General features: G+C 46.2%; 21 protein-coding genes. 13 read left to right on the forward strand and 8 right to left on the reverse strand.

What is annotated here, in order from left to right; all coding sequences use genetic code 11:
- Window positions 1–95 precede the first annotated feature (95 nt).
- Window positions 96–1,079 carry a porphobilinogen synthase gene (gene hemB / locus L5M17_RS01510; protein WP_263144714.1) on the reverse strand — a complete coding sequence of 328 codons (984 nt, stop codon included), beginning with the start codon at window positions 1,077–1,079 and terminating at the stop codon, window positions 96–98.
- A gap of 351 nt (window positions 1,080–1,430) precedes the next feature.
- Between hemB and tsaB the strand changes: the two genes are divergently transcribed.
- The 7 genes from tsaB (at window position 1,431) to rnd (ending at window position 8,252) form a co-directional block, all read left to right on the forward strand.
- Window positions 1,431–2,144, forward strand: a complete 714-nt coding sequence (gene tsaB / locus L5M17_RS01515) for a tRNA (adenosine(37)-N6)-threonylcarbamoyltransferase complex dimerization subunit type 1 TsaB (protein WP_263144716.1) — start codon at window positions 1,431–1,433, stop codon at window positions 2,142–2,144.
- Window positions 2,145–2,250: 106 nt separating this feature from the next.
- Window positions 2,251–2,565: a hypothetical protein gene (locus L5M17_RS01520; RefSeq protein ID WP_263144719.1), complete on the forward strand. Its 315-nt coding sequence runs from the start codon at window positions 2,251–2,253 to the stop codon at window positions 2,563–2,565.
- Window positions 2,558–3,286, forward strand: coding sequence for a M50 family metallopeptidase (locus L5M17_RS01525; protein ID WP_263144722.1), 729 nt, complete (start codon window positions 2,558–2,560; stop codon window positions 3,284–3,286). The genes L5M17_RS01520 and L5M17_RS01525 overlap by 8 nt, the downstream gene beginning before the upstream one ends.
- A gap of 210 nt (window positions 3,287–3,496) precedes the next feature.
- Window positions 3,497–4,309, forward strand: coding sequence for a class I SAM-dependent methyltransferase (locus L5M17_RS01530; RefSeq protein WP_028760197.1), 813 nt, complete (start codon window positions 3,497–3,499; stop codon window positions 4,307–4,309).
- 21 nt (window positions 4,310–4,330) lie between these two features.
- Window positions 4,331–5,194 (forward strand): alpha/beta fold hydrolase, encoded by an 864-nt coding sequence (locus L5M17_RS01535; protein ID WP_263138284.1) that lies wholly within the window; start codon window positions 4,331–4,333, stop codon window positions 5,192–5,194.
- Between the two features lie 204 nt (window positions 5,195–5,398).
- Window positions 5,399–7,072: a long-chain-fatty-acid--CoA ligase FadD gene (fadD, locus tag L5M17_RS01540; protein WP_028760195.1), complete on the forward strand. Its 1,674-nt coding sequence runs from the start codon at window positions 5,399–5,401 to the stop codon at window positions 7,070–7,072.
- Between the two features lie 70 nt (window positions 7,073–7,142).
- Window positions 7,143–8,252 (forward strand): ribonuclease D, encoded by a 1,110-nt coding sequence (rnd, locus tag L5M17_RS01545; RefSeq protein WP_263144724.1) that lies wholly within the window; start codon window positions 7,143–7,145, stop codon window positions 8,250–8,252.
- Window positions 8,253–8,344: 92 nt separating this feature from the next.
- Here the strand turns inward: rnd and minE are convergent, their stop codons facing one another.
- From minE to minC, 3 genes are read right to left on the reverse strand one after another with little or no spacing between them, the layout of a single operon-like run.
- Window positions 8,345–8,602, reverse strand: a complete 258-nt coding sequence (gene minE / locus L5M17_RS01550) for a cell division topological specificity factor MinE (RefSeq protein WP_028760193.1) — start codon at window positions 8,600–8,602, stop codon at window positions 8,345–8,347.
- A gap of 2 nt (window positions 8,603–8,604) precedes the next feature.
- On the reverse strand, window positions 8,605–9,414 hold the full coding sequence (gene minD / locus L5M17_RS01555) for a septum site-determining protein MinD (protein ID WP_006086391.1): 810 nt from the start codon (window positions 9,412–9,414) through the stop codon (window positions 8,605–8,607).
- A 27-nt stretch (window positions 9,415–9,441) separates the two neighbouring features.
- Window positions 9,442–10,107 (reverse strand): septum site-determining protein MinC, encoded by a 666-nt coding sequence (gene minC, locus L5M17_RS01560; protein ID WP_106650327.1) that lies wholly within the window; start codon window positions 10,105–10,107, stop codon window positions 9,442–9,444.
- A gap of 122 nt (window positions 10,108–10,229) precedes the next feature.
- Here minC and L5M17_RS01565 point away from each other — a divergent pair, with 122 nt between their 5' ends.
- Both L5M17_RS01565 and L5M17_RS01570 read left to right on the forward strand, forming a co-directional pair.
- Window positions 10,230–10,508, forward strand: a complete 279-nt coding sequence (locus L5M17_RS01565; protein WP_028760191.1) for a YcgL domain-containing protein — start codon at window positions 10,230–10,232, stop codon at window positions 10,506–10,508.
- Window positions 10,509–10,651: 143 nt separating this feature from the next.
- Window positions 10,652–11,092, forward strand: a complete 441-nt coding sequence (locus tag L5M17_RS01570) for a YcgN family cysteine cluster protein (RefSeq protein ID WP_106650329.1) — start codon at window positions 10,652–10,654, stop codon at window positions 11,090–11,092.
- A gap of 174 nt (window positions 11,093–11,266) precedes the next feature.
- Here the strand turns inward: L5M17_RS01570 and L5M17_RS01575 are convergent, their stop codons facing one another.
- On the reverse strand, window positions 11,267–12,787 hold the full coding sequence (locus tag L5M17_RS01575) for a methyl-accepting chemotaxis protein (protein WP_263144728.1): 1,521 nt from the start codon (window positions 12,785–12,787) through the stop codon (window positions 11,267–11,269).
- 469 nt (window positions 12,788–13,256) lie between these two features.
- On the opposite strand from L5M17_RS01575, the gene pheS reads away from it, so the two are divergent.
- The 4 genes from pheS to lpxM all read left to right on the forward strand — a co-directional run bounded on the left by pheS (window position 13,257) and on the right by lpxM (window position 17,986).
- Window positions 13,257–14,240, forward strand: coding sequence for a phenylalanine--tRNA ligase subunit alpha (gene pheS / locus L5M17_RS01580; RefSeq protein WP_006081368.1), 984 nt, complete (start codon window positions 13,257–13,259; stop codon window positions 14,238–14,240).
- Between the two features lie 15 nt (window positions 14,241–14,255).
- Complete coding sequence (pheT, locus tag L5M17_RS01585) at window positions 14,256–16,643, forward strand: phenylalanine--tRNA ligase subunit beta (RefSeq protein WP_263144733.1); 2,388 nt, start codon at window positions 14,256–14,258, stop codon at window positions 16,641–16,643.
- 3 nt (window positions 16,644–16,646) lie between these two features.
- On the forward strand, window positions 16,647–16,943 hold the full coding sequence (gene ihfA, locus L5M17_RS01590) for an integration host factor subunit alpha (RefSeq protein ID WP_006081370.1): 297 nt from the start codon (window positions 16,647–16,649) through the stop codon (window positions 16,941–16,943).
- A gap of 104 nt (window positions 16,944–17,047) precedes the next feature.
- Complete coding sequence (lpxM, locus tag L5M17_RS01595) at window positions 17,048–17,986, forward strand: lauroyl-Kdo(2)-lipid IV(A) myristoyltransferase (protein WP_263144735.1); 939 nt, start codon at window positions 17,048–17,050, stop codon at window positions 17,984–17,986.
- 155 nt (window positions 17,987–18,141) lie between these two features.
- Here lpxM and hypA read toward each other — a convergent pair whose 3' ends face one another.
- Genes hypA through hypD form a run of 3 tightly spaced genes read right to left on the reverse strand, consistent with a single transcriptional unit; the run spans window position 18,142 to window position 20,643 of the window.
- On the reverse strand, window positions 18,142–18,495 hold the full coding sequence (gene hypA / locus L5M17_RS01600) for a hydrogenase maturation nickel metallochaperone HypA (protein ID WP_168824038.1): 354 nt from the start codon (window positions 18,493–18,495) through the stop codon (window positions 18,142–18,144).
- Window positions 18,495–19,511 (reverse strand): hydrogenase expression/formation protein HypE, encoded by a 1,017-nt coding sequence (gene hypE / locus L5M17_RS01605; protein ID WP_168824040.1) that lies wholly within the window; start codon window positions 19,509–19,511, stop codon window positions 18,495–18,497. The genes hypA and hypE overlap by 1 nt, the downstream gene beginning before the upstream one ends.
- Window positions 19,504–20,643: a hydrogenase formation protein HypD gene (hypD, locus tag L5M17_RS01610; RefSeq protein WP_263144740.1), complete on the reverse strand. Its 1,140-nt coding sequence runs from the start codon at window positions 20,641–20,643 to the stop codon at window positions 19,504–19,506. The genes hypE and hypD overlap by 8 nt, the downstream gene beginning before the upstream one ends.
- Window positions 20,644–20,646 lie beyond the last annotated feature (3 nt).

Below are 20,646 nucleotides of genomic sequence, written 5' to 3' on the forward strand. Positions count from 1 at the left end.
GGGTTTCTAAAGTGCAAAACCTAGTTGTTCTCTTAACAAGCCGCTTAGCTATCGGTTTAACGATTAGCGTAACTTTTGATTAGCTACCGACGCAACTATCGGCTTTCAGTTAACCATTGGGCGTATTGTTTGGTGTAATAGCTGACAATCAAATCTGCACCCGCCCGCTTTAAGCCGATAAACGTTTCAGTCACCACCGCACGCTCATCCAACGCGCCCGCAAGGGCGGCAAATTTAATGCCCGCATATTCACCGCCGACTTGATAGGCGGCGAGTGGTAAGTGGGTTTCTTGTCTTAAACGGTTGAGCACATCTAAGTAGGGTGTGCCGGGTTTAACCATCAGGATATCGGCGCCTTCGGCTTCATCTAATGAGGCTTCTAACAGGGCTTGACGACCATTAGCATAATCCAGTTGATATCCCTTGCGATTTCCGCTGAGTTCACAATCTACCGCCGCTCTAAAAGGACCGTAGAAGGAAGAGGCGAATTTTGCTGAGTGGGCCAGAATCGCCACATGTTCAAAACCTGCGGCATCGAGCCCTTGGCGAATGGCTTTCACTTGACCGTCCATCATGGCCGATGGTGCTAACATATCGGCGCCCGCTCTAGCAGCAGTGACTGATTGTTTAACTAAATTTTCGACTGTGAGGTCGTTGCAGACTTCATTATTGTGTACGACGCCGCAATGGCCGTGATCTGTGTATTCACAAAAACAAATGTCGGGGATTACCATCATCTCAGGCACGGTAGCTTTAATGGTGCGCACCATACGGGCGAGTAAACCATTGTCGTCCCACGTATCGCTGCCCTTATCATCTTTAGTGTGGGAAATCCCAAAGGGCATTACATAGCGGATCCCAAGGGCGTAAAGCTCGCGAACTTCATCCGCCAGTGCGCTCTCAGGTAAACGGCTGATGCCAGGTAGCGTGGAGATAGGCACTGCATGGGTGATGTGCTCTTCAATGAACAGGGGATGGATAAGATCGCTCAGCGAAATATGGGTTTCGCGCAGCAGATCGCGCATTGCTTCTGAATTACGTAAGCGTCTTAAGCGACGCAATGGAGGCGTGTTTAACATGAAATGTCCTTATCGAAGGCGGGTTAAAGCAATCGTACAATACTAAGGGAATGGCAAGGGATAAATTCGCCCCTTGCTTTTTTGCTCTGACAATCAAAGTTGAAAAAGTTTCCCCAAGCGAGCTATATTCATTAATGAGTTTATTGATCATTGACTTAGATCACATAAATTCATCTCGTCCAGATTTGCGACTGAATATCATGCGAGCGCTATTTTAGCGGAGTTGCTTGCTTAGCCCTTTGTTTTCGGGCATTTGATGTTATTATTTGCGCCAGTTTTCTCATGGCATATTCGCGCAATACAGATTATGTAAATTTGATGCGAAATCTTGCCCGCTAATCCGGTTTTGAAATGACAATAACACATGAACACTCTGCTTGTATTCTTGCCTTAGACACTTGTACCGAATCCTGCTCAGCTGCGCTGCAATACCAAGGTCAGATTTATGCTGAACTTGCCGATGCACCGCGTGAACACAGTCAACGTCTGCTGCCTATGGTCGATTCAGTGCTCAAGCAAGCGGGCATTCGCTTAGATAAAGTGACTGCGATTGCTTACGGACGAGGCCCTGGCAGTTTTACGGGGATCCGTATCTGCACTAGCATGACGCAAGGTCTGGCACTGGGGTTAGATTTGCCTGTGATTGGTATTTCAACCTTAGCGGCAATGGCACAAATGGCGATTAGCCAGCATCAAGCCGAGCAAGTTTTGTGCGCCATTGATGCGCGCATGGGGGAAGTGTATTGGGGCCAGTTTGTGGCCGTTGACGGTATTGCAACGCTTGTCGGTAAAGAAGTGGTCAGTGCGCCTGCGGACGTACAACTTCAGCTCGATACTCAAGCGCCAATTGTGGGCTGCGGCACAGGTTTTGATGCTTATCCCGATTTGCTGGCACTCGGCAAGGGGATTTTAGCTCTCGAGGCCGTGAAATATCCCGATGCAAAGGCTATGCTGATATTGGCTGAAGCAGGCATCAAAGCAGGACTGACAACCTCGGTTGATGAGCTTGAACCTGTGTACTTACGTGATACAGTCACATGGAAAAAGTTACCCGGCCGTGAATAAGCTGTTCTTTGCTTGAGTATCTGCGATAGAATCTCAGGCAACTGATACTAAGCATTCTTTACGATGAATGGCTTAACGATGAATAGTGCAAACTTAAGGCTTCTTGATGCAAGTTAATGTGAATCAAATGAGTTTGACGAATGCTGTAGCGAGTAATAGACCCGCTATCGCTCAGGGGCTGACTGCGCCTGAATCGTCACGCCCAGTGATTGAGCAAGATGCCGTCGAAACCCTTAGTTTAGAAACTCAGCCTAAAAGTAAAAACGTAGCGGGAAATTTACAGTCAAGGCTTGGTGCGCACCTCGAGTATGAGCAAGATACTCGCGGCCATCAGGAAGCGATTGCCCAATATTTACAAACCCAACATGCCGCCAAACGCGATGAAATTCAGCAAATGGTGGGTGTGGACTTGTATGCTTGAGCATCAAAAAACGTCTTCCCGTTCAACCTCGCGATTTTCCTCTTCTAAACTGACAGGCTTAGCCACAAGCGGTGTGCCAAGCCGTGGTTTGTTTATTATCGAGTTAGTTTTAGCTTTATTGATAACTCGCATTCCCTATTTGAGCGTGCCGTTTAAATGGCTTGAAAGCTATTTCCATGAATTGTCCCACGGCATTGCAACGATTTTAAGCTCAGGCGTGGTCAGCCATATTCAGTTGTTTCCGAACGGCGCCGGATTTTGTTTTAGCCAAGGTGGCTCGCCGATGTTTATTGGCTTTGCTGGGTATTTTGGTGCAGCCTGTTGGGGATATTTAATCTATTTATTAGCGACTTGGCCAAAGGGGATCCGCGTGAGTTTTGCCTTGCTAGGTGCCTTAGTTGTGCTAAGCGGCTTGCTTTGGGGCAGGGATATTCTCACGTTAGCGATTTTAGCTGTGCTGACTATTATTTTATTGTTACCGCTTAAACTCAGTCAAAACAAAATGTTGACTCAGTTTTTGCGTATTATTGGCTTGATGATCATGCTTAATGCACTTGCGAGTCCGACTGTGTTGCTCGGGCTTGATGGTCAAGGTGATGCAGTGATGTTGGCCGAGCGTTCTTGGATCCCCGCGTGGATTTGGGTGGGATTATGGTTATTAACCAGTGCCTGCGCTTTGTATTTTGCGTGGCGCCGCGTAGATCATGCCGCAAGTCGTTAGTTCTCAAGCTTGTTTAATGCCTCAGTCGTCTAGTGTTTTCCCCATCGTTTTTCTGCTTTGAACTTTGTTGATTTAGGTAAAGGTGATTTTGCTCATCACTTTGAGCTATAACCACTTATGTCGCTTAAAGCTTAGTTTTCCGACTTCTATTCCTTGGATTTTTGGCCATTGGCTGCTAGGTTAAGCCTTCGGTATCCATGGAGAATTACAATGAAAAAAGTCACCTTAGTTGCCAGTCTGCTGCTTGCTGGTTTATGTTCGAGTGTTACCTATGCCGATGAAAGCTTAGATAAAGTCTTAAAAAGCGATTTTCGTCAGGCCAAAAATGCCAGCCGTGACGTTTATCGTCATCCCGCTGAAACCTTAACTTTTTTTGGCATTACCCCAAAACAGACTGTGATTGAACTCTGGCCGGGTAATGGCTGGTACAGTGAAATATTAGGGCCTTATCTTGCTAAAGAGGGCCAATATATCGCAGCCAGTTTCGAAACGGCTCCTGCGACAGATACTCCCGGAAATCGTTATCGCGCGAACGCGGGTACTAAGTATGCTGCGTGGATGACGGCCAATAAAGACGTCATGGGCAATGCTAAGATTGTTACCTTCGATCCTCCACATAAGATGGATTTAGGCGCTGATGGTAGTGCTGATCTGGTATTAACCTTCCGAAATCTACATAACTGGGCATCAACAGATCAATTGGAAAACGTGTTTGCCGCGTCTTATAAAGTGTTGAAGGACGGCGGTATCTTTGGCGTGGTAGAGCATAGAGCCAACGAAGGAATGAACTTCAGCACTGGCTATATGGATCAAGCCGCTATGGTTGCTTTAGCCAAAAAAGCAGGTTTTACCTTAGTTGAAAGTGCAGAAATCAATGCGAACCCCAAAGATACGAAAGATTACGCCAAAGGTGTTTGGACGCTACCGCCCTCTTTTGCCTTGGGTGATACCGATAAAGAAAAATACCAAGCGATCGGTGAAAGTGACCGTATGACACTTAAATTTGTCAAAAAATCATCTTAATTACCTGACATCAGAGGCATTATGTGGCAATCTTTCGCCCCCAAAAATCAAATCGAATTTGTATTACCTCATATTACGGTCGCGGGCCGATTATGGGGGGCGAAGGATAAACCTTTATTGCTTGCCTTACATGGTTGGTTAGATAACGCCAACAGTTTTGAACCCTTAGCAGCGCATTTACTCGATTATCAAGTGCTCGCCATTGATTGGCCAGGACACGGCTTTTCTGCACATAGGCCGGGACACTATCCGCTGCATTGGATTGATTATTTGTATGATTTAGACGCGTTGTTAACGGCATTACCGCAAAAGCCAGCGGCAATGATTGGGCATTCGCTTGGCGGTATAATCGCCTCAGCTTACACGGCGACATTTCCCGAAAAGGTTAACAAGCTGGTATTGATTGAAGCGTTAAGCCCCTTGTCTGAGTTGCCAACGCAAGCTAAGGCGCGATTGAAAAAAAGCTTCTATCAGCATGAGAAGTATTTAACTCAGAAGCATGGGCAGGCAAAGATTTACGACAGTATAGATACTGCGGTGCGGGCGAGGGCACATTTAACAGGACTTGCCGAACCTTGGTGTCGTTTGTTGCTCGATCGTAATATGCAGCCCGAAGGTGATGGCATAGGTTGGCGTAGTGATCCTCGATTAAGATTAGATTCACCCCAACGATTAACCTTCGCCCAAGTTGATGCCTTGATGCAGGATATCAATGTCGAAACCTTATTAATTTGTGGCAAACAGGGATTTAGCCAGTTGCAGAGCGCGATACCTAAGGCCAGAACGTGGTTCAAGCATTTGTCTGAGCACATAATTGAGGGCGATCATCATGTGCATATGGACAATGCCGAAGGCGTTGCACGTTTGATCCGCAAATTCGTTTAATAGGTTGCTTATATGGGTATAAAAAAGACGCTAGGTTTTTTGTTTTTTTTATGTGATGATGATCAAAATTAAAACGCTCGTATGATTTATGACGAGTAAATTAATAACTATAAAATGTAAGCCGGTATTTTAACTCGGTATTTATCGAGTCTTGACGCTTGTATGGATATTGTTTCCGCAGTTGTGGGGATTTAGGAGAGAGTAGTGGATCAGCCTTGGATTAATCATTTGCCAGAAGATGTGCCTGCTGAAATTAATGTGGAACAATACTCATCGCTTGTCGATATGTTCGAGACAGCGGTGGCTAAGTATGAAGATCAACCTGCATTTATCAACATGGGTGCCACGCTAACCTATCGTAAATTGGAAGAACGCAGCCGAGCATTCGCTGCGTATTTACAAAATGAATTAAAGCTTGAAAAGGGCGACCGTGTCGCCTTGATGATGCCAAACCTGTTGCAGTATCCCATTGCACTGTTTGGTGTTTTGCGTGCAGGTATGGTGGTTGTTAACGTTAACCCACTTTATACACCGCGCGAACTTAAACATCAGTTGATTGACTCTGGCGCTAAAGCCATTGTGGTGGTGTCAAACTTCGCCCGCACTTTAGAAGAAGTGGTCGATCAAACTCCCGTTGAAAGCGTGATTATCACCAGTTTAGGTGATCAATTAAGTGCACCAAAACGTACCTTAGTGAACTTTGTGGTGAAGTACATCAAGAAGTTAGTGCCAAAATACGATTTACCCCATGCCTTATCAATGCGCGATACCTTATCAACGGGTCGTCGCATGCAATACATCAAACCTGAAGTCACTAACGATGATTTAGCGTTTTTACAATACACAGGTGGCACCACTGGGGTTTCTAAAGGCGCTATGTTGACCCATGGCAATATTGTCGCAAACGTATTGCAGGCCGATGGTGCATATTCTCCCGCTTTAAACGATGGCAGTGAGTTTGTCGTAACGGCCTTGCCGCTGTATCACATCTTCGCCTTGACCGTGAATTGCCTGCTGTTTTTGCACAAAGGTAGTCAGAATTTACTCATCACCAATCCTCGTGATATCCCAGGATTTGTGGCTGAGTTGAAAAAGTATCCTTTCACCGCATTAACTGGGGTAAATACCTTATTTAACGCTTTAGTGAACAGTGATGATTTTTCCCAGTTGGATTTCTCACGCTTAAAACTCTCTATCGGTGGCGGCATGGCGGTACAAAAAGCCGTGGCGGATAAATGGCAAACCATTACTAAAACCCGTTTACTTGAAGGTTATGGTCTGACGGAAGCCTCACCCTTATTAACCTGTTGTCCATATAACTTAGACGGTTATAACGGTTCAATTGGTTTTCCTGCCCCTTCGACACTGATCCAAATCCGTAATGATGACGGCAAGGTATTAGCCCAAGGCGAAACCGGCGAGCTTTTTGGTAAAGGTCCTCAGGTGATGAAAGGCTATTGGCAACGTCCTGAAGAAACCGCCAAAGTGATCGACACTGACGGCTGGTTAGCCACGGGCGATATTGGTTACATGGATGAGAAAGGTTTCTTCTATATTGTCGACCGTAAGAAAGACATGATCTTAGTATCAGGCTTTAACGTATTCCCTAACGAAGTCGAAGAAGTGGTTGCACTTCATCCAAAAGTGATTGAAGTGGCTGCCGTTGGTGTGCCAAACGACGCCAGTGGTGAGTTAGTGAAGGTATTTGTGGTGGCAAAAGATAAATCTTTAACCGCTGAAGACATCATTAAGCACTGCCGTATTCATTTAACGGGATATAAAGTGCCGAAGCTGGTAGAATTTAGGGACGAGTTACCTAAAACCAACGTGGGTAAAATCTTGCGACGAGAGCTTAGAGACGAAGCTAAGCGCGCGTAAGATTGAAGCCGGCATTTGCCGGCTTTTGTTTTTATGGACTGTGATTGACCCACAGGATCTGGAGAAGAATTTGTCAGCGTTTCAATATGTGAGTGATGAAGCAAGCCTTAATGCCCTCGTTGCCCAATATAAACAGAGTAAGATACTCGTGTTAGATACCGAGTTTGTTCGTACTCGTACTTATTATGCCAAGTTAGGTTTGATCCAAGCCTATGATGGTAAAACCTTAGCTTTGATTGATCCGGTCGCTTTACCTGATTTAGCCCAATTTTGGGCGCTGTTATCGGACCCGAATATCGTTAAGCTAGTGCATTCCTGCAGTGAAGACTTAGAAGTTTTTGCCCACTACGGCAAATGTCAGCCTACGCCTTTGTTTGATAGCCAAATTGCCGCCTCTTTGTGTGGTATGGGCCACGGTGTGGGTTATGCCAAGTTAGTTGAAACTTGCCTTGGTGAAGTGATCGATAAAGGTGAGTCGCGTACAGATTGGATCCGTCGTCCTTTAACGGAAGCCCAGTTAAGCTACGCCGCCAATGACGTCCTGTATTTGTATCAGCTCTATCCTCAACTGGAAGCGAAACTCTGCGCCCAAGGGCGTTTAGCTTGGTTATACGAGGAAGGGGAAAGGATGACTCAGGGCAGGCTTGCCGATCCTGATCTTGATACAGCCTATTTGAAAGTGAAAAATGCTTTTCAACTCACTGAAATTCAATTGGCTTACCTTAAAGTGCTCGCCAAATGGCGCCTTGAAAAAGCCTTAGTCCGTGATTTAGCCTTAGGTTTTGTGATCAAAGATCATGGTCTTATTGCATTAGCGAAGAAGCAACCTAAAACTTCGGCTGATTTGTTTAAGCTCAATGACTTGACCGAACAGGAAAAACGCATTCACGGCAAAGATTTATTACGTGTGCTACAAACTGCGGATTTGGTTAATTTACCCGAGTTAGTGGATGTATTGGCGTTAAAATCAGGCTACAAATCGGCCTTTAAAGCGATTAAAAGCTGTTTGGTCGAATTATGCGAAAAGCATGATGTGCCGCAGGAAATGCTCGGTTCTAAACGTCATATCCATGAGTTTTTGCAATGGCGTTGGGATAAGCAACAAGGGGATTTACCGGCAGTGTTATGCGGTTGGCGAGGGGAATTAGCAACTGAGGCTTTAGCAAAGCTTCAGGTCTAGTGCTTAATATTTCGTACTTGAATCCATTGCTGAAAAACATCCACACCAAAATGTCATCTTCAATTGAAGATGACATTTTTTGTATCATCGACTTATCTGTCAGGCAAAGTGACGTTAAGCTCGAGTACCGACAGGTTGGCGTCGTTTTGATCTAACTGCACAGAAACTTGATCATCAGAAATCGGCACATATTTGCGAATAACGGCAATGATCTCTTGTTTCATCTGTGGGAAATAATCGGGAGTGTCCCTTTGTCCACGTTGATGAGCCACGATGATCTGTAGGCGCTCTTTTGCCATTACCGCAGTGCTAGGCTTTTTCTTGCTTTTGAAATAGTCGAGTAAAGACATAATTAGCTACCAAATATCCGTTGTAAGAAACCTTTCTTTTCTTCCGTAATAAAGCGTACTGGTACATCTTCACCCAGTAAGCGTGCGACTGTATCACTGTAGGCTAAACCCGCATCACTTTCTTGGTCGATAATCACAGGTACGCCTGAGTTAGAGGCTTTCAGTACAGATTGTGACTCAGGAATAACGCCGAGTAACTCAATGGCCAGAATTTCTTGAACATCGTCAACACTCAACATTTCGCCCGATTTTACACGGCTCGGTGAATAACGAGTCAAGAGTAAATATTCTTTTATCGGCTCTAGATTCAGTTCTGCGCGGCGTGATTTGCTTTGCAGCATACCTAAAATACGGTCTGAGTCGCGCACTGAACTGACTTCTGGGTTCGTGGTCACAATGGCGATATCGGCAAAATACAATGCCATCATAGCGCCTTGCTCAATCCCAGCGGGAGAGTCACACAGAATAAACTCAAAGTCTTTGGCCAAATCGTCTAGAACACGGCCGACGCCTTCTTTGGTCAGTGCATCTTTATCACGGGTCTGTGAAGCGGGTAAAACGAATAACTTATCGCAGCGTTTATCTTTGATCAGCGCTTGATTTAAATTGGCTTCACCATTGATCACATTAACGAAGTCATAAACAACACGACGCTCGCAACCCATGATCAAGTCTAAGTTTCGTAAACCTATATCGAAATCAATAACGACTGTCTTGTGTCCTTGCATGGCAAGACCGGTCGCAATTGCAGCACTCGATGTGGTTTTACCTACGCCGCCTTTACCTGAAGTGACAACAATAATTTGTGCCATGTTTCTCTCTATCCTTTGTTCTGCCATTTAGAGGGGCAATGATTCAACCATAAGCGACTCACCGTTTAGGCGAATGCAGCCGCTTTTATCTGAGCTATGTTGTTGTAGATTTTCAGCGAGCCAATATTGCCCTGCTATTGAAACGAGTTCGGCCTCCAGAGAGTGGGCAATGATAACGGCGCTGGTATCGCCCGCGGCGCCTGCCATGGCTTTCCCTCGTAATGCGCCATAGATATGAATGCTACCATCTGCGATGACTTCTGCGCCATTGCCTACCGCACCAAATATGATTAAATCACCATTTTTTGCGTAGACTTGTTGGCCTGAACGAATATTTTGCTTCACTATTTTAGTTTGGCGCGGGGCCGGCGGCGGGGTACTGCTCTGTTTTCCCGCTTTGACTATGGCAAGGCCTAAGTCTTTTGCTTGTTTACTGAGTACGGTTGTCGCGCCCGTTATACCAACAATCACTAATTGACGTGAGATCAGCAGATCCTTTAACGCACTTAAATTCAAGCTGTCGTGCTGAATGGCACTCAGATTGACGACTAAAGGAGCACCCAGAAAAAACTGAGGAGCTTGTGCCAACTTACTGTCTAATTCAGTCATGACAGCTTGTAAATCGCTGCTATTAATATGAAGCACTGAAAGAGTAAAAGAAGCGCCTTTTAACTCTAAGCTAGGTTTTGACATCCCGGCACTATTCTCCAGAAATCATCAGTCGGTTCGCTGATTTTACAATTAAATTACTAGGCGACCATGTTATAGTGTGCCCCATTGACTGGCAAGTTTGAACTATTGGATATTTGATTCTTATGCTATGTGCCGTTTATAAAAGTAGCCGAAAGGCTGATACTTATTTATTTGTGAAGAAAAGAGATTGTTTTGACGATGTTCCAGTGCCTTTGATGGAAATGTTTGGCGTGCCAAAGTTGGTGATGGTGTTTCCAATCGCTAAGCGCGACGCGTTAGGAATGGCAGATATACATAAAGTCAGAGCAGCAATGGCAGAAAATGGCTTTTATTTACAAATTCCACCACCTCAGGTGAATTTATTGGCTGAGCATAAGCTGAGCCTTGGGATCAAAGATTAACTTGGCAGCATCAAGACGCTGCTAATGAGCTCAGGCGCGTCAAACCACACTCGTTAATCTCAGTGGCATTGCGTATCTGACGACAAATTAGTGTAAAATAGCCCGCATTGAGCGGGTTTTTTATTAAGAAGATACAGTTAATCATGGCATTTTGGCAGAGTAAAACATTAGCGCAGATGAGCACAACCGAGTGGGAATCCCTGTGTGACGGTTGTGGTAAATGTTGTTTAAACAAGTTGATAGATGATGAAACCGAAGACTTGTATTACACCAATGCAGCTTGCCTTTTGCTCGATCATCAAACGGCAGGCTGTCTGCATTACAGTGACCGTTTCACCTATGTCCCCCAATGTACAGTGATCACGATTGATAATATCCATGAGCTAACTTGGTTGCCCGACAGTTGTGCCTATCGCCGCCTAGCGGCAGGGCGTGAGCTACCGAGCTGGCATCCGCTGCTCACAGGCTCCAAAGAAGCGATGCATTTAGCGGGTATGTCGATCCAAGGCAAGGTGGTGGATGAAAGACGCGTGAAGGATATTGAAGATCATATCGTGCTATGGCCACTTAAAGACGTGGATTAACAGACGTGAATTCATTTTGCCGTAGCGTTATCGATTGAAAATTAACTTATTAATTGAAACGACACTTGTTGATTGGAAAGTGACCGTCAGAATGAAAACAACAAGGGAGCGATTATCGCTCCCTTGTGCATTTTGGGTGTTAAGTGAATTTAAACTCCATCAAATAATGCTCGACTAGATTTTTAATCCCACCATCAACTGATCCAGTTGCCCCGCAGTCGCTTGCAGCTCATCGCAACCTGAAACTGACTGGTTGGCCGATTGCTCCACATTGTGGGACTGGTTGCGGATTTCCATCAGGTTAGTCGCAATCTCGTTGGCCACTGCCGATTGCTCTTCGGCCGAGGTGGCGATTAGTACACTCATTTCAAACACTTTGTTGCTGTGGTGGGCGATAAACTCTAAGTCTTTACCCGTTTGCAGTACGTGTTGTTTACCTTCATTGGCTTGATTCACAGTACGCGACATCACTTGTGTCAGATTGCGAGTACCCGATTGAAGTGATTCGATCATGGTTTTGATTTCAACCGTTGCGGCCTGAGTTCTCCCCGCTAAAGTACGTACCTCATCGGCCACCACGGCAAAGCCACGTCCTTGTTCACCTGCGCGTGCCGCTTCAATCGCCGCGTTGAGGGCCAGTAGGTTGGTTTGCTGGGAAATCGCATTAATGGTTGACACCACTTCATCAATTTTACTGGCGTTGTCATTGAGTACACCTACCGCATTTGAGGCCGCAGAGATTTCATCTGATAACACGTCGATAGCCTTAACTGTGGTTTCAATATCTTTCCCGCCCGCACTAACCTGTTGATTGGCTTCTTGGGTTTCGGCTGAGGATTGTTCGGCATTGCGGGCAACTTCTTTCACTGCGGCAGTCATTTCTTCCATTGCCGTCGCTAAGGAGTCCAGATGTTGTCTCTGGTTTACCGCCAAGGATTGACCTTGCTGCGCAGTGCTACGAAACGATGATACAACTTCGCGTATTTTAGCGGTCGATTCTGCGATTTGCTTGACTAAGGTATGTTGACGTTCTACTAAGGTATCTATGCTGATAGCTAAGATACTGAACTCGTCTTTTACTTCGAAGAAGTTTAAACGCCCCGTTAAATCACCCGATGCGGCCCGTTTTAATGCCATCACTGTCGTATAAAGTGCGCCGCCTACGAAGGTTGAAATGTAATAGCTGAACAAAAATAGCACAAATAAGAGTGCCGCCATTAGGCCATAAACCAGCAGGTTATCGTTGGCGAGCAAGGCATCAATTTCTTTGCTGTCTAGGGGAATAATCGTGATCAGATTTTGATCGTTAACCCGACTCACAACTCTAGGTTGCTTACCGCTATCATCAATACCACCACCACTGCGAGCGATGGATTGGGCTTTGCTATCGGCTTCATTTACCGAAACAATGCTGACATTACCTTCAATTTCGCGACTAAGTTGATTAAGGATAGTTTGGCGTTCTTGCTCTGGTAGTTTGTTATATAAGCTGCCAGTGACTTGGTTGATTTGTTGTGAAGCATTTTGCAGACTGTTGAGCTGTCCTTGAATTAAGGTTTGCTGGGATTGGTTATCTAGGAAAAGCGCCAGTCCAACAATCATCAACATGGGAACGATAGAGAGAATAGCGAATTTAGTTTTTAAGGTCATATGGATAAGATATTGATCTATCCAGCGAAATTTTACTTCTTTCATGAGTGCCTCGATAAAATGGGCCATGAACCGAATTTATATCGGTCAGTTTGCCATAGACTTTATAGTTTTCTGTTTTGTAATGATTTATATGGTTAATGTAGTCTAATTGCAGTCATTATTGTGTTGTTTGCTGCAATTTTGGCAAGGTACAGGTATGAGTTTACAGTTTAGTTACAAGTTCTGCTAGTGGCTGAAAGCGGAAGTTGTTTACGTCAGAATCGAGGTTTGGGTTTCCCCTTGAGCAAAACTCAGGCTCTGAACTGGGGTAACACATGAATTTGCATGATAAAAACCCCCAATAAGCCCTAGTAATATGCCGCTCGCTCGCGTAAAATTTCTATCCTTTTATTTCGTTATAGCTAGCAAAGCGTCTGGCATTAACGCCCGATAACCTGAGCACCCAAATAGCCTGAAAGTTTGGCGCCCATAGCACTTGTTTATCAAGCGCGACTATGCAGTGGAAGAGAAAATGCAGCAGTTAACTGAGATCGTAGAACAAGCCTTAGTCATTATTGACCAGGCCAGTGATCTAAAAGCACTGGATGATATCCGTGTCGATTACCTTGGTAAGAAAGGTAAGATCACCGACATGATGAAAATGATGGGTAGCTTAAGCCCTGAAGAAAAGCCAGCCTTTGGCCAAGCGGTCAATGATGCTAAACAGGCGATTCAACAAAAATTAACTGAGCGCATCGATGGTCTGAAGAGTTCGGAATTGGAAGCCAAATTAATCGCTGAAAAGATTGATGTGACTTTGCCAGGCCGCACCCAAGAGATCGGTGGCTTACATCCTGTGACTCGAACCATTGAGCGCATCGAAACCTTTTTCGGGGAATTAGGGTTCTCGGTAAAGCAGGGGCCTGAAATTGAAGATGATTTCCACAATTTCGACGCACTGAATATCTCTGAGCACCATCCAGCGCGTGCTGATCATGATACCTTTTATTTCAATCCTAAACTGATGTTGCGTACCCAAACTTCGGGCGTGCAAATCCGTACTATGGAAACTGAAAAGCCACCATTACGCATTATTTCTCCGGGTCGTGTTTATCGTAACGATTACGACCAAACTCACACACCTATGTTCCACCAAGTGGAAGGGCTTTTGGTTGATGAGCATGTGAACTTTGCCGAATTGAAAGGCATTTTGCATGACTTCCTGCGTAATTTCTTCGAAGAAGATCTGCAAGTGCGTTTCCGTCCATCTTACTTCCCATTCACTGAACCTTCAGCGGAAGTGGACGTGATGGGCAAAAATGGTAAATGGCTAGAAGTGCTTGGCTGCGGTATGGTACATCCGAATGTGCTGCGCAGCGTTGGCATAGATCCAGAAAAATACTCTGGTTTTGCTTTTGGTATGGGTGTCGAGCGCTTAACTATGTTGCGTTACGGCGTAAACGATTTACGTGCGTTTTTCGAAAACGACCTACGTTTCCTGAAGCAATTTAAATAACGGAGCTGTAATAGCATGAAATTTAGCGAATCTTGGCTTCGTGAATGGGTAAACCCTTCAGTCAGCCGTGAAGCATTATCCCACCAGATCACTATGGCCGGTCTCGAAGTCGATGACGTTGAAGCCGTGGCTGCCGATTTTAGCGGTGTCGTGATTGGTGAAGTGGTGGAGTGTGGTCAGCATCCCGATGCCGATAAACTGCGCGTGACCAAAATCAACGTTGGTGGTAGCGAACTTATCGATATCGTCTGCGGTGCACCAAACTGCCGTCAGGGTCTTAAAGTGGCCGTGGCTATGGTTGGCGCCGTATTACCTGGCGATTTCAAAATCAAGAAAGCCAAGCTGCGTGGCATGCCATCAGAAGGCATGTTGTGTTCGTACAGCGAGCTTGGCATCAACGTCGAAAGCGATGGCATCATCGAATTACCATTGGACGCGCCATTAGGCACTGACATCCGTGATTATCTGCAACTTAATGATGCCGTTATCGATGTGGATTTAACGGCTAACCGTGCCGATTGCTTAGGTATGGCAGGTCTTGCCCGTGAAGTGGGCGTGTTAAATCGCCAAACAGTGGTTGAGCCACAGTGGCAAGCCGTCACGCCAACGACAGATGCACAGGTCACGATTAACGTTAACGCGCCTGCAGCGTGTCCACGTTACTTAGGCCGTGTGGTTAAAAACGTCAATGTGAAAGCGCCTACGCCATTATGGATGCAGGAAAAACTGCGCCGTAGCGGTATTCGCTCTATCGATCCTATCGTAGACATCACTAACTTTGTGTTGATTGAATTCGGTCAACCTATGCACGCTTTCGATCTGGCCAAATTAACAGGCGATATCCAAGTGCGTTTAGGCACTGGCGAAGAGAAAATCACCCTGCTTGATGGCAGCGAAGTCACGATTCCATGCGATACCTTAGTGATCGCCGATGATGCGCGTCCATTAGCCCTTGCTGGTGTGTTTGGCGGCGAATATTCAGGCGTGAGCGACACGACCCAAGACATACTGCTTGAATGTGCGTTCTTCGCGCCACTTGCCATTATGGGTAAGTCACGTCGTTTAGGTTTGCATACAGATTCATCACACCGCTTTGAGCGTGGTGTTGACCCTGAGATGCAACACAAGGTTATCGACCGTGCTACGCGTTTAGTTCTGGATATCTGTGGCGGTGAAGCTGGCCCTGTAGTTGAGGCTAAATCAGAGGCTGATTTACCCAAACCTGCACAAATCGTTTTACGTCGCGGCAAGTTAGATCGAATTTTAGGTCACCATGTACCTGATAGCGATGTCGTTGAAATCCTACAACGTTTAGGTTTTAGTGTGGTTGTTGGCCAAGATAGTTGGCAGGTCACTACCGCGACTTATCGTTTTGATATGGCGATTGAAGAAGATTTGATCGAAGAAGTGGCCCGTATTTACGGTTATAACAATATCCCGAATACGGCGCCTGTTGCCGCGCTGCGTATGTCAGATCATAAAGAATCTGACTTAAGCCTAAAACGCGTGCGTGCCTTATTGGTCGCTCGTGGTTTCCAAGAAGCGGTAACCTACAGCTTTGTCGATCCAAAACTGCAAAATCTGGTTCACCCTGGTTTAGACGCTATGGTGTTACCAAACCCAATTTCCAGTGAAATGTCGGCCATGCGCCTGTCAATGTTCACCGGTTTATTGGCCGCCGTTGGCTACAACCAAAGTCGTCAACAGAGTCGCGTGAGACTTTTTGAAACTGGCCTGCGCTTTGTTCCTGATATCAATGCAGAATCCGGTGTAAGACAGCAAGCAATGCTCGCTTGTGTCATTACTGGGCCCCAAAATGATGAACATTGGGCTATGGAATCGAAAACTGTTGATTTTTTCGACCTTAAAGGTGATTTAGAAGCAATTATCGGCTTGACAGTTTCCGCATCAGAATTTAGCTTTAGAGGAGCGACGCATTCTGCTCTCCATCCGGGGCAATGTGCTGAAATATTGAGAAATGATCGAGTGATCGGTCATATAGGTGCAATCCATCCTAGTTTGGAGAAGCCTTTTGGACTCAATGGTAAAACCATCGTTTTTGAGTTGGAATTGGATGCTTTATTGCATACCAGTTTGCCGCTAGCCCAAGCTGTATCTAAGTTTCCAGCTAATCGTCGTGACATCGCAGTCGTAGTAGATGAGAGTGTATCTGCAGGTGATGTAATGAAATTGATAAGAAAAGTTGGCGAAAATCAGCTGGTTGGCATAAACTTGTTCGATGTATACTTAGGTAAAGGTGTTGAACCTGGCAAGAAGAGCCTGGCGATAGCACTTACATTACAAGACACTACTCGTACGCTTGAGGAAAAAGAGATTGCTGAGACCGTTGGTTCAGTCGTTTCTGCCCTTAAGTCCGAGTTCAACGCATCGTTGAGGGATTAAAGTATGGCACTTACCAAAGCCGAAATGGCAGAACATCTTTTTGAAACACTCGGAATGAACAAACGTGTCGCCAAAGAGATGGTTGAGTCGTTCTTTGAAGAGATTCGGGGCGCACTTGAAAGTGGTGAGCAGGTCAAGTTATCTGGCTTTGGCAACTTTGACCTTAGGGACAAGAATCAAAGACCGGGAAGGAACCCAAAAACAGGCGAAGATATCCCAATTTCTGCTCGTCGTGTCGTGACTTTCCGTCCCGGCCAAAAGCTGAAAACTCGTGTAGAAGCAGCAAACACGGGTAAGTAATTTCGTTTGTTTGATGGGAAAGCCACTCCTTAGAGAGTGGCTTTCCTGTTTATTTTTTCATGCAATATCTCCATTGTTTTTATCCACTGTCTGAGGTGAATTCTTTGTCAAGACAGCCCAAACATTTTGACCGTCGTTTTAAACTCGCCTTATTACACCCTAGATACTGGGCCACTTGGTTAGTGATTGGTCTATTAGTGATTTTCGGACTCATGCCCGCATGGCTGCGTGATCCCATAGCAAGATTATTGGCAAAAATAGTGATGCCAATTGCCAAAAAGCCCATTAGCGTTGCCAGAGCCAACTTAAGAGCGTGCTTTCCTGAACAATCCACCGCCGAGATTGAAGTGTTAATCCGTGAGAACGTGCAAAACTTCGTTTTGGTGTTGTTAGCACAGGGCGAATTGCTGGTGCGCTCAAAAGCGCATTTGCGTCGTCGAGTGAATTTAATCGGCTTTGAGCATGTGACTAAAGCGCAGGCCGCGGGGCAACCGATCATTTTTATCATGCCCCATGTGTGGCCAATCGATTATGCTGGTTTACGCCTTAACCTTGAGTTGCCTATGGTGACTATGGCCAAAGCCCATAAAAACGGGTTATTCAATTGGTTTAGTAATCGTGTACGCAGCAGTTGTGGTGGCCATGTGTATATGCGCGAGGCGGGCATTCGGGCGTTATTGGCTGAGCTTAAGCGCGGTAACAGTTTCTTTTATCTTCCCGATGAAGACTTAGGTCCTGAACAAAGTGTGTTTGCGCCTTTTTTAGGCACAATGAAGGCAACGCTACCTGTTGTTGGGCGTTTAGCGCAGGCGGGGAATGCCCAAGTGTTGCCAGTAAAGATTGGCTACAATCAAACCTCACGCCAATTTGATCTCACTGTGATGACGGCCGTTGCGCCTGAAGACATGGTGGGCAAAGAAAACGAGGCGTTGGCACTGAACAAAGTGGTCGAGCAAGTTATCTTAGCTTACCCAGAGCAGTATATGTGGTTCCTGCGGGTGCTCAAGACGCGCCCAGAGGGTGAAGCTTCTATCTACAGCTGATGTAGCGTGACTGAAATAGTGTGGTTTAAAATGGCTTTGAGCGCGAAGTGCTCGAAGCCATTTTTGTGTTGAAGAGCGTTCTTTATTGATAGCATTCTTTATTTATAGAGCGTTTTATCAATAGCGTTGTCGTTAACAATGCGTATCGTGGATGATTAATCCTCGTTCTGTTCCATCTCAAGTTGCATCAGTAACATATCTTCGCCATCGAGTACGCGAGTACGAAAGCTTTGACACGCAGGGCAGACGACCGTGCGCTCACTCAGTACGGATTCAGTCTGGCAGTCTTGGCAAAGTATCACTAGCGGCTGAATTTGCATATTGAGTAGGGCTTCTTTGCAAATCCCATCGAGCTTAAACGTATCGAAGGCCGTTTGTAGCAGGCTAGGTTCAACCCCGCTCATGACTCCCAGTTTGATATCCACTCGGGTGATTTTATCGGCATGATTGGCCTGCGCATGCTGTTCGCATTGCTCAATCAGGGCACTCACAATCGAATATTCGTGCATCAGCAAATCCTTGGCAGCAGTTCACCTTGGGGAAGATCGAGATAACGCTTAGTATTCCAAGGCGTTCTTAGCACGACTTTCCCCACTAAATCCTCACTCACAGTGCCGATTATCGCTGCATGCTCACAGCGCCCAAAGCGTTGCATGATCTCGAGCGCGCCTAAGGCGATGTCGTTGGGAACGGCGAGGATGAAAGTGCCTTCGTTGGCAAGATCCATGGCTTCGAAACCATAGAGTTCGCACAGACCTTTGACTTCATCGCTAACGGGAATACTGGCTTCATTCACTGTGATGCCGACATTGGAGGCGACGGCCCATTCGTTGAGCACTGCCGATAAGCCACCGCGAGTCGCATCGCGCATCGCATGAATGGGAATATTGGCGGCGATTAATTGCTCGACTATGGGCCAGAGCGTCGCGCAGTCACTTTGCAATGCAGATTCGAGCGTGAGTCCTTCACGCGCCATTAAAATCGCTGCACCGTGGCAGCCAATATCACGGGAGACAATAATGGCATCGCCCACGGTGACATTCGCCGAGGAAATATTGGGACGCAAGATACGACCAATGCCTGAGGTATTAATAAATAAACCATCGGCGCACCCCTTGGGTACGACTTTAGTGTCGCCGCAGACAATCCGTGCACCACTGTGTTTTAATTCTTTCGCCATACTGCGGACAATCGTAGTTAAATCCTTGATAGAAAAGCCTTCTTCGATGATCACACTACAACTCAAATACTGAGGTTCTGCGCCCATCATAGCGAGATCGTTGACTGTGCCTGCGATGGCGAGCTTGCCGATATCACCGCCGGCAAAAAATAAAGGGGATACGGTGAAAGAGTCTGTGGTAAAGGCGTTGGCACCGTGCAAATCGAGTTTGGCAGCGTCTTCTTCGCTGCGAAGGATTGGGTTATCAAACTCGGCAAAAAACAGATCACGGATCAGTTTATTCATTTCTTTGCCGCCACCGCCGTGGCTGAGTTGAATGGATTTATCTTTAAGCGTATCAGCCATGATGTGGCTCCTTGATATCGATACCTTGATAGCGGTAATAGGCATTGCAGGCACCTTCGGAGCTGACCATGCAACTGCCTAAGGGCGTTTCGGGATTGCAGCCGCGGCCAAAAATTTTACAGTCCTTTGGTTTAGCAAGCCCACGAAGTATATCGCCGCACTGGCAGGCTTTATGATCGTCAATTTCCTTCACAGGTAGGCGGTCTTTAAAGCGCAGTTCGGCGTCTCTGTGGGCATATTCGGGTTTAAGCTGCAGCGCTGAATTGGGGATTGGGCCTAGTCCACGCCAGCGAAATTGCGGTCTGACATTGAAGAATTGATTTACTTTGGCCTGCGCCGTGAGGTTGCCGTCCTCCGATACTGCGCGGCTGTATTGGATATCGAGCTCCGCTTTACCTGCGGCTTTTTGGCGCACAATCCGTAAAATCGACTCCACCACATCGACGGGCTCAAATCCTGCGACAACCACGGGCGTGCCATAGTTTTCGACTGTGCTGCGATAGATTTTTGCGCCGCTGATCACGCTCACATGGGCTGGGCCGATAAAGGCGTTCACTCTGGCTTTTGGGTCGTGCATTACGGCATCAATTGCGGGTGGCACTAATACATGATTGATATGAAACAGTAGATTTTCGAGTCTTTCGTGTTCGGCCAGTTGCAACAAAATTGCTGTCATTGGGGTTGACGTTTCAAAGCCAATGGCGAAGAACACTACGGTTTTATCAGGATTATCGCGGGCAATTTTGAGCGTATCTAAGGGATCGTAAATTGGGCGAATATCGCAGCCCTTGGCCCTAAAACTGGCTAAAGAGCCTTGAGAACCGGGCACGCGGATCATATCGCCCAGGGTCACAAGAATAACATTTTCTTGGGAGGCAAGCGCCGCGGCTTGGTCGATGCGCTCTTTAGGCATAATGCACACTGGGCAGCCAGGACCATGGATAAATTCAATATTATCTGGCAGTAAGTCTAGCAAGCCGTATTTCATAATCGTATGAGTATGGCCGCCACAGACTTCCATGATATTGATTTGTTGCTTAACCAATTTAGCGGTTAACCGAATATCCCGTGCTAAATTGGCAATCGTTTGGGGATCGCGAAAGCCTTGATAGAGGTGTTTTAGTTCAAGCATGCT

Origin of the sequence: Shewanella sp. SW24, assembly GCF_025653395.1 — a bacterium.
In the GTDB taxonomy this organism is placed as follows: Bacteria; Pseudomonadota; Gammaproteobacteria; order Enterobacterales; family Shewanellaceae; genus Shewanella; species Shewanella oncorhynchi.

Excerpts from the sequence above, each read along its gene's own strand:
- hemB (WP_263144714.1), bottom strand. The coding sequence starts at position 1,079 with ATGTTAAACACGCCTCCATTGCGTCGCTTAAGACGCTTACGTAATTCA.
- tsaB (WP_263144716.1), top strand. The coding sequence starts at position 1,431 with ATGACAATAACACATGAACACTCTGCTTGTATTCTTGCCTTAGACACT.
- L5M17_RS01520 (WP_263144719.1), top strand. The coding sequence starts at position 2,251 with ATGCAAGTTAATGTGAATCAAATGAGTTTGACGAATGCTGTAGCGAGT.
- L5M17_RS01525 (WP_263144722.1), top strand. The coding sequence starts at position 2,558 with ATGCTTGAGCATCAAAAAACGTCTTCCCGTTCAACCTCGCGATTTTCC.
- L5M17_RS01530 (WP_028760197.1), top strand. The coding sequence starts at position 3,497 with ATGAAAAAAGTCACCTTAGTTGCCAGTCTGCTGCTTGCTGGTTTATGT.
- L5M17_RS01535 (WP_263138284.1), top strand. The coding sequence starts at position 4,331 with ATGTGGCAATCTTTCGCCCCCAAAAATCAAATCGAATTTGTATTACCT.
- minE (WP_028760193.1), bottom strand. The coding sequence starts at position 8,602 with ATGTCTTTACTCGACTATTTCAAAAGCAAGAAAAAGCCTAGCACTGCG.
- minD (WP_006086391.1), bottom strand. The coding sequence starts at position 9,414 with ATGGCACAAATTATTGTTGTCACTTCAGGTAAAGGCGGCGTAGGTAAA.
- minC (WP_106650327.1), bottom strand. The coding sequence starts at position 10,107 with ATGTCAAAACCTAGCTTAGAGTTAAAAGGCGCTTCTTTTACTCTTTCA.
- L5M17_RS01565 (WP_028760191.1), top strand. The coding sequence starts at position 10,230 with ATGCTATGTGCCGTTTATAAAAGTAGCCGAAAGGCTGATACTTATTTA.
- L5M17_RS01570 (WP_106650329.1), top strand. The coding sequence starts at position 10,652 with ATGGCATTTTGGCAGAGTAAAACATTAGCGCAGATGAGCACAACCGAG.
- L5M17_RS01575 (WP_263144728.1), bottom strand. The coding sequence starts at position 12,787 with ATGAAAGAAGTAAAATTTCGCTGGATAGATCAATATCTTATCCATATG.
- pheS (WP_006081368.1), top strand. The coding sequence starts at position 13,257 with ATGCAGCAGTTAACTGAGATCGTAGAACAAGCCTTAGTCATTATTGAC.
- pheT (WP_263144733.1), top strand. The coding sequence starts at position 14,256 with ATGAAATTTAGCGAATCTTGGCTTCGTGAATGGGTAAACCCTTCAGTC.
- ihfA (WP_006081370.1), top strand. The coding sequence starts at position 16,647 with ATGGCACTTACCAAAGCCGAAATGGCAGAACATCTTTTTGAAACACTC.
- hypA (WP_168824038.1), bottom strand. The coding sequence starts at position 18,495 with ATGCACGAATATTCGATTGTGAGTGCCCTGATTGAGCAATGCGAACAG.
- hypE (WP_168824040.1), bottom strand. The coding sequence starts at position 19,511 with ATGGCTGATACGCTTAAAGATAAATCCATTCAACTCAGCCACGGCGGT.
- hypD (WP_263144740.1), bottom strand. The coding sequence starts at position 20,643 with ATGCTTGAACTAAAACACCTCTATCAAGGCTTTCGCGATCCCCAAACG.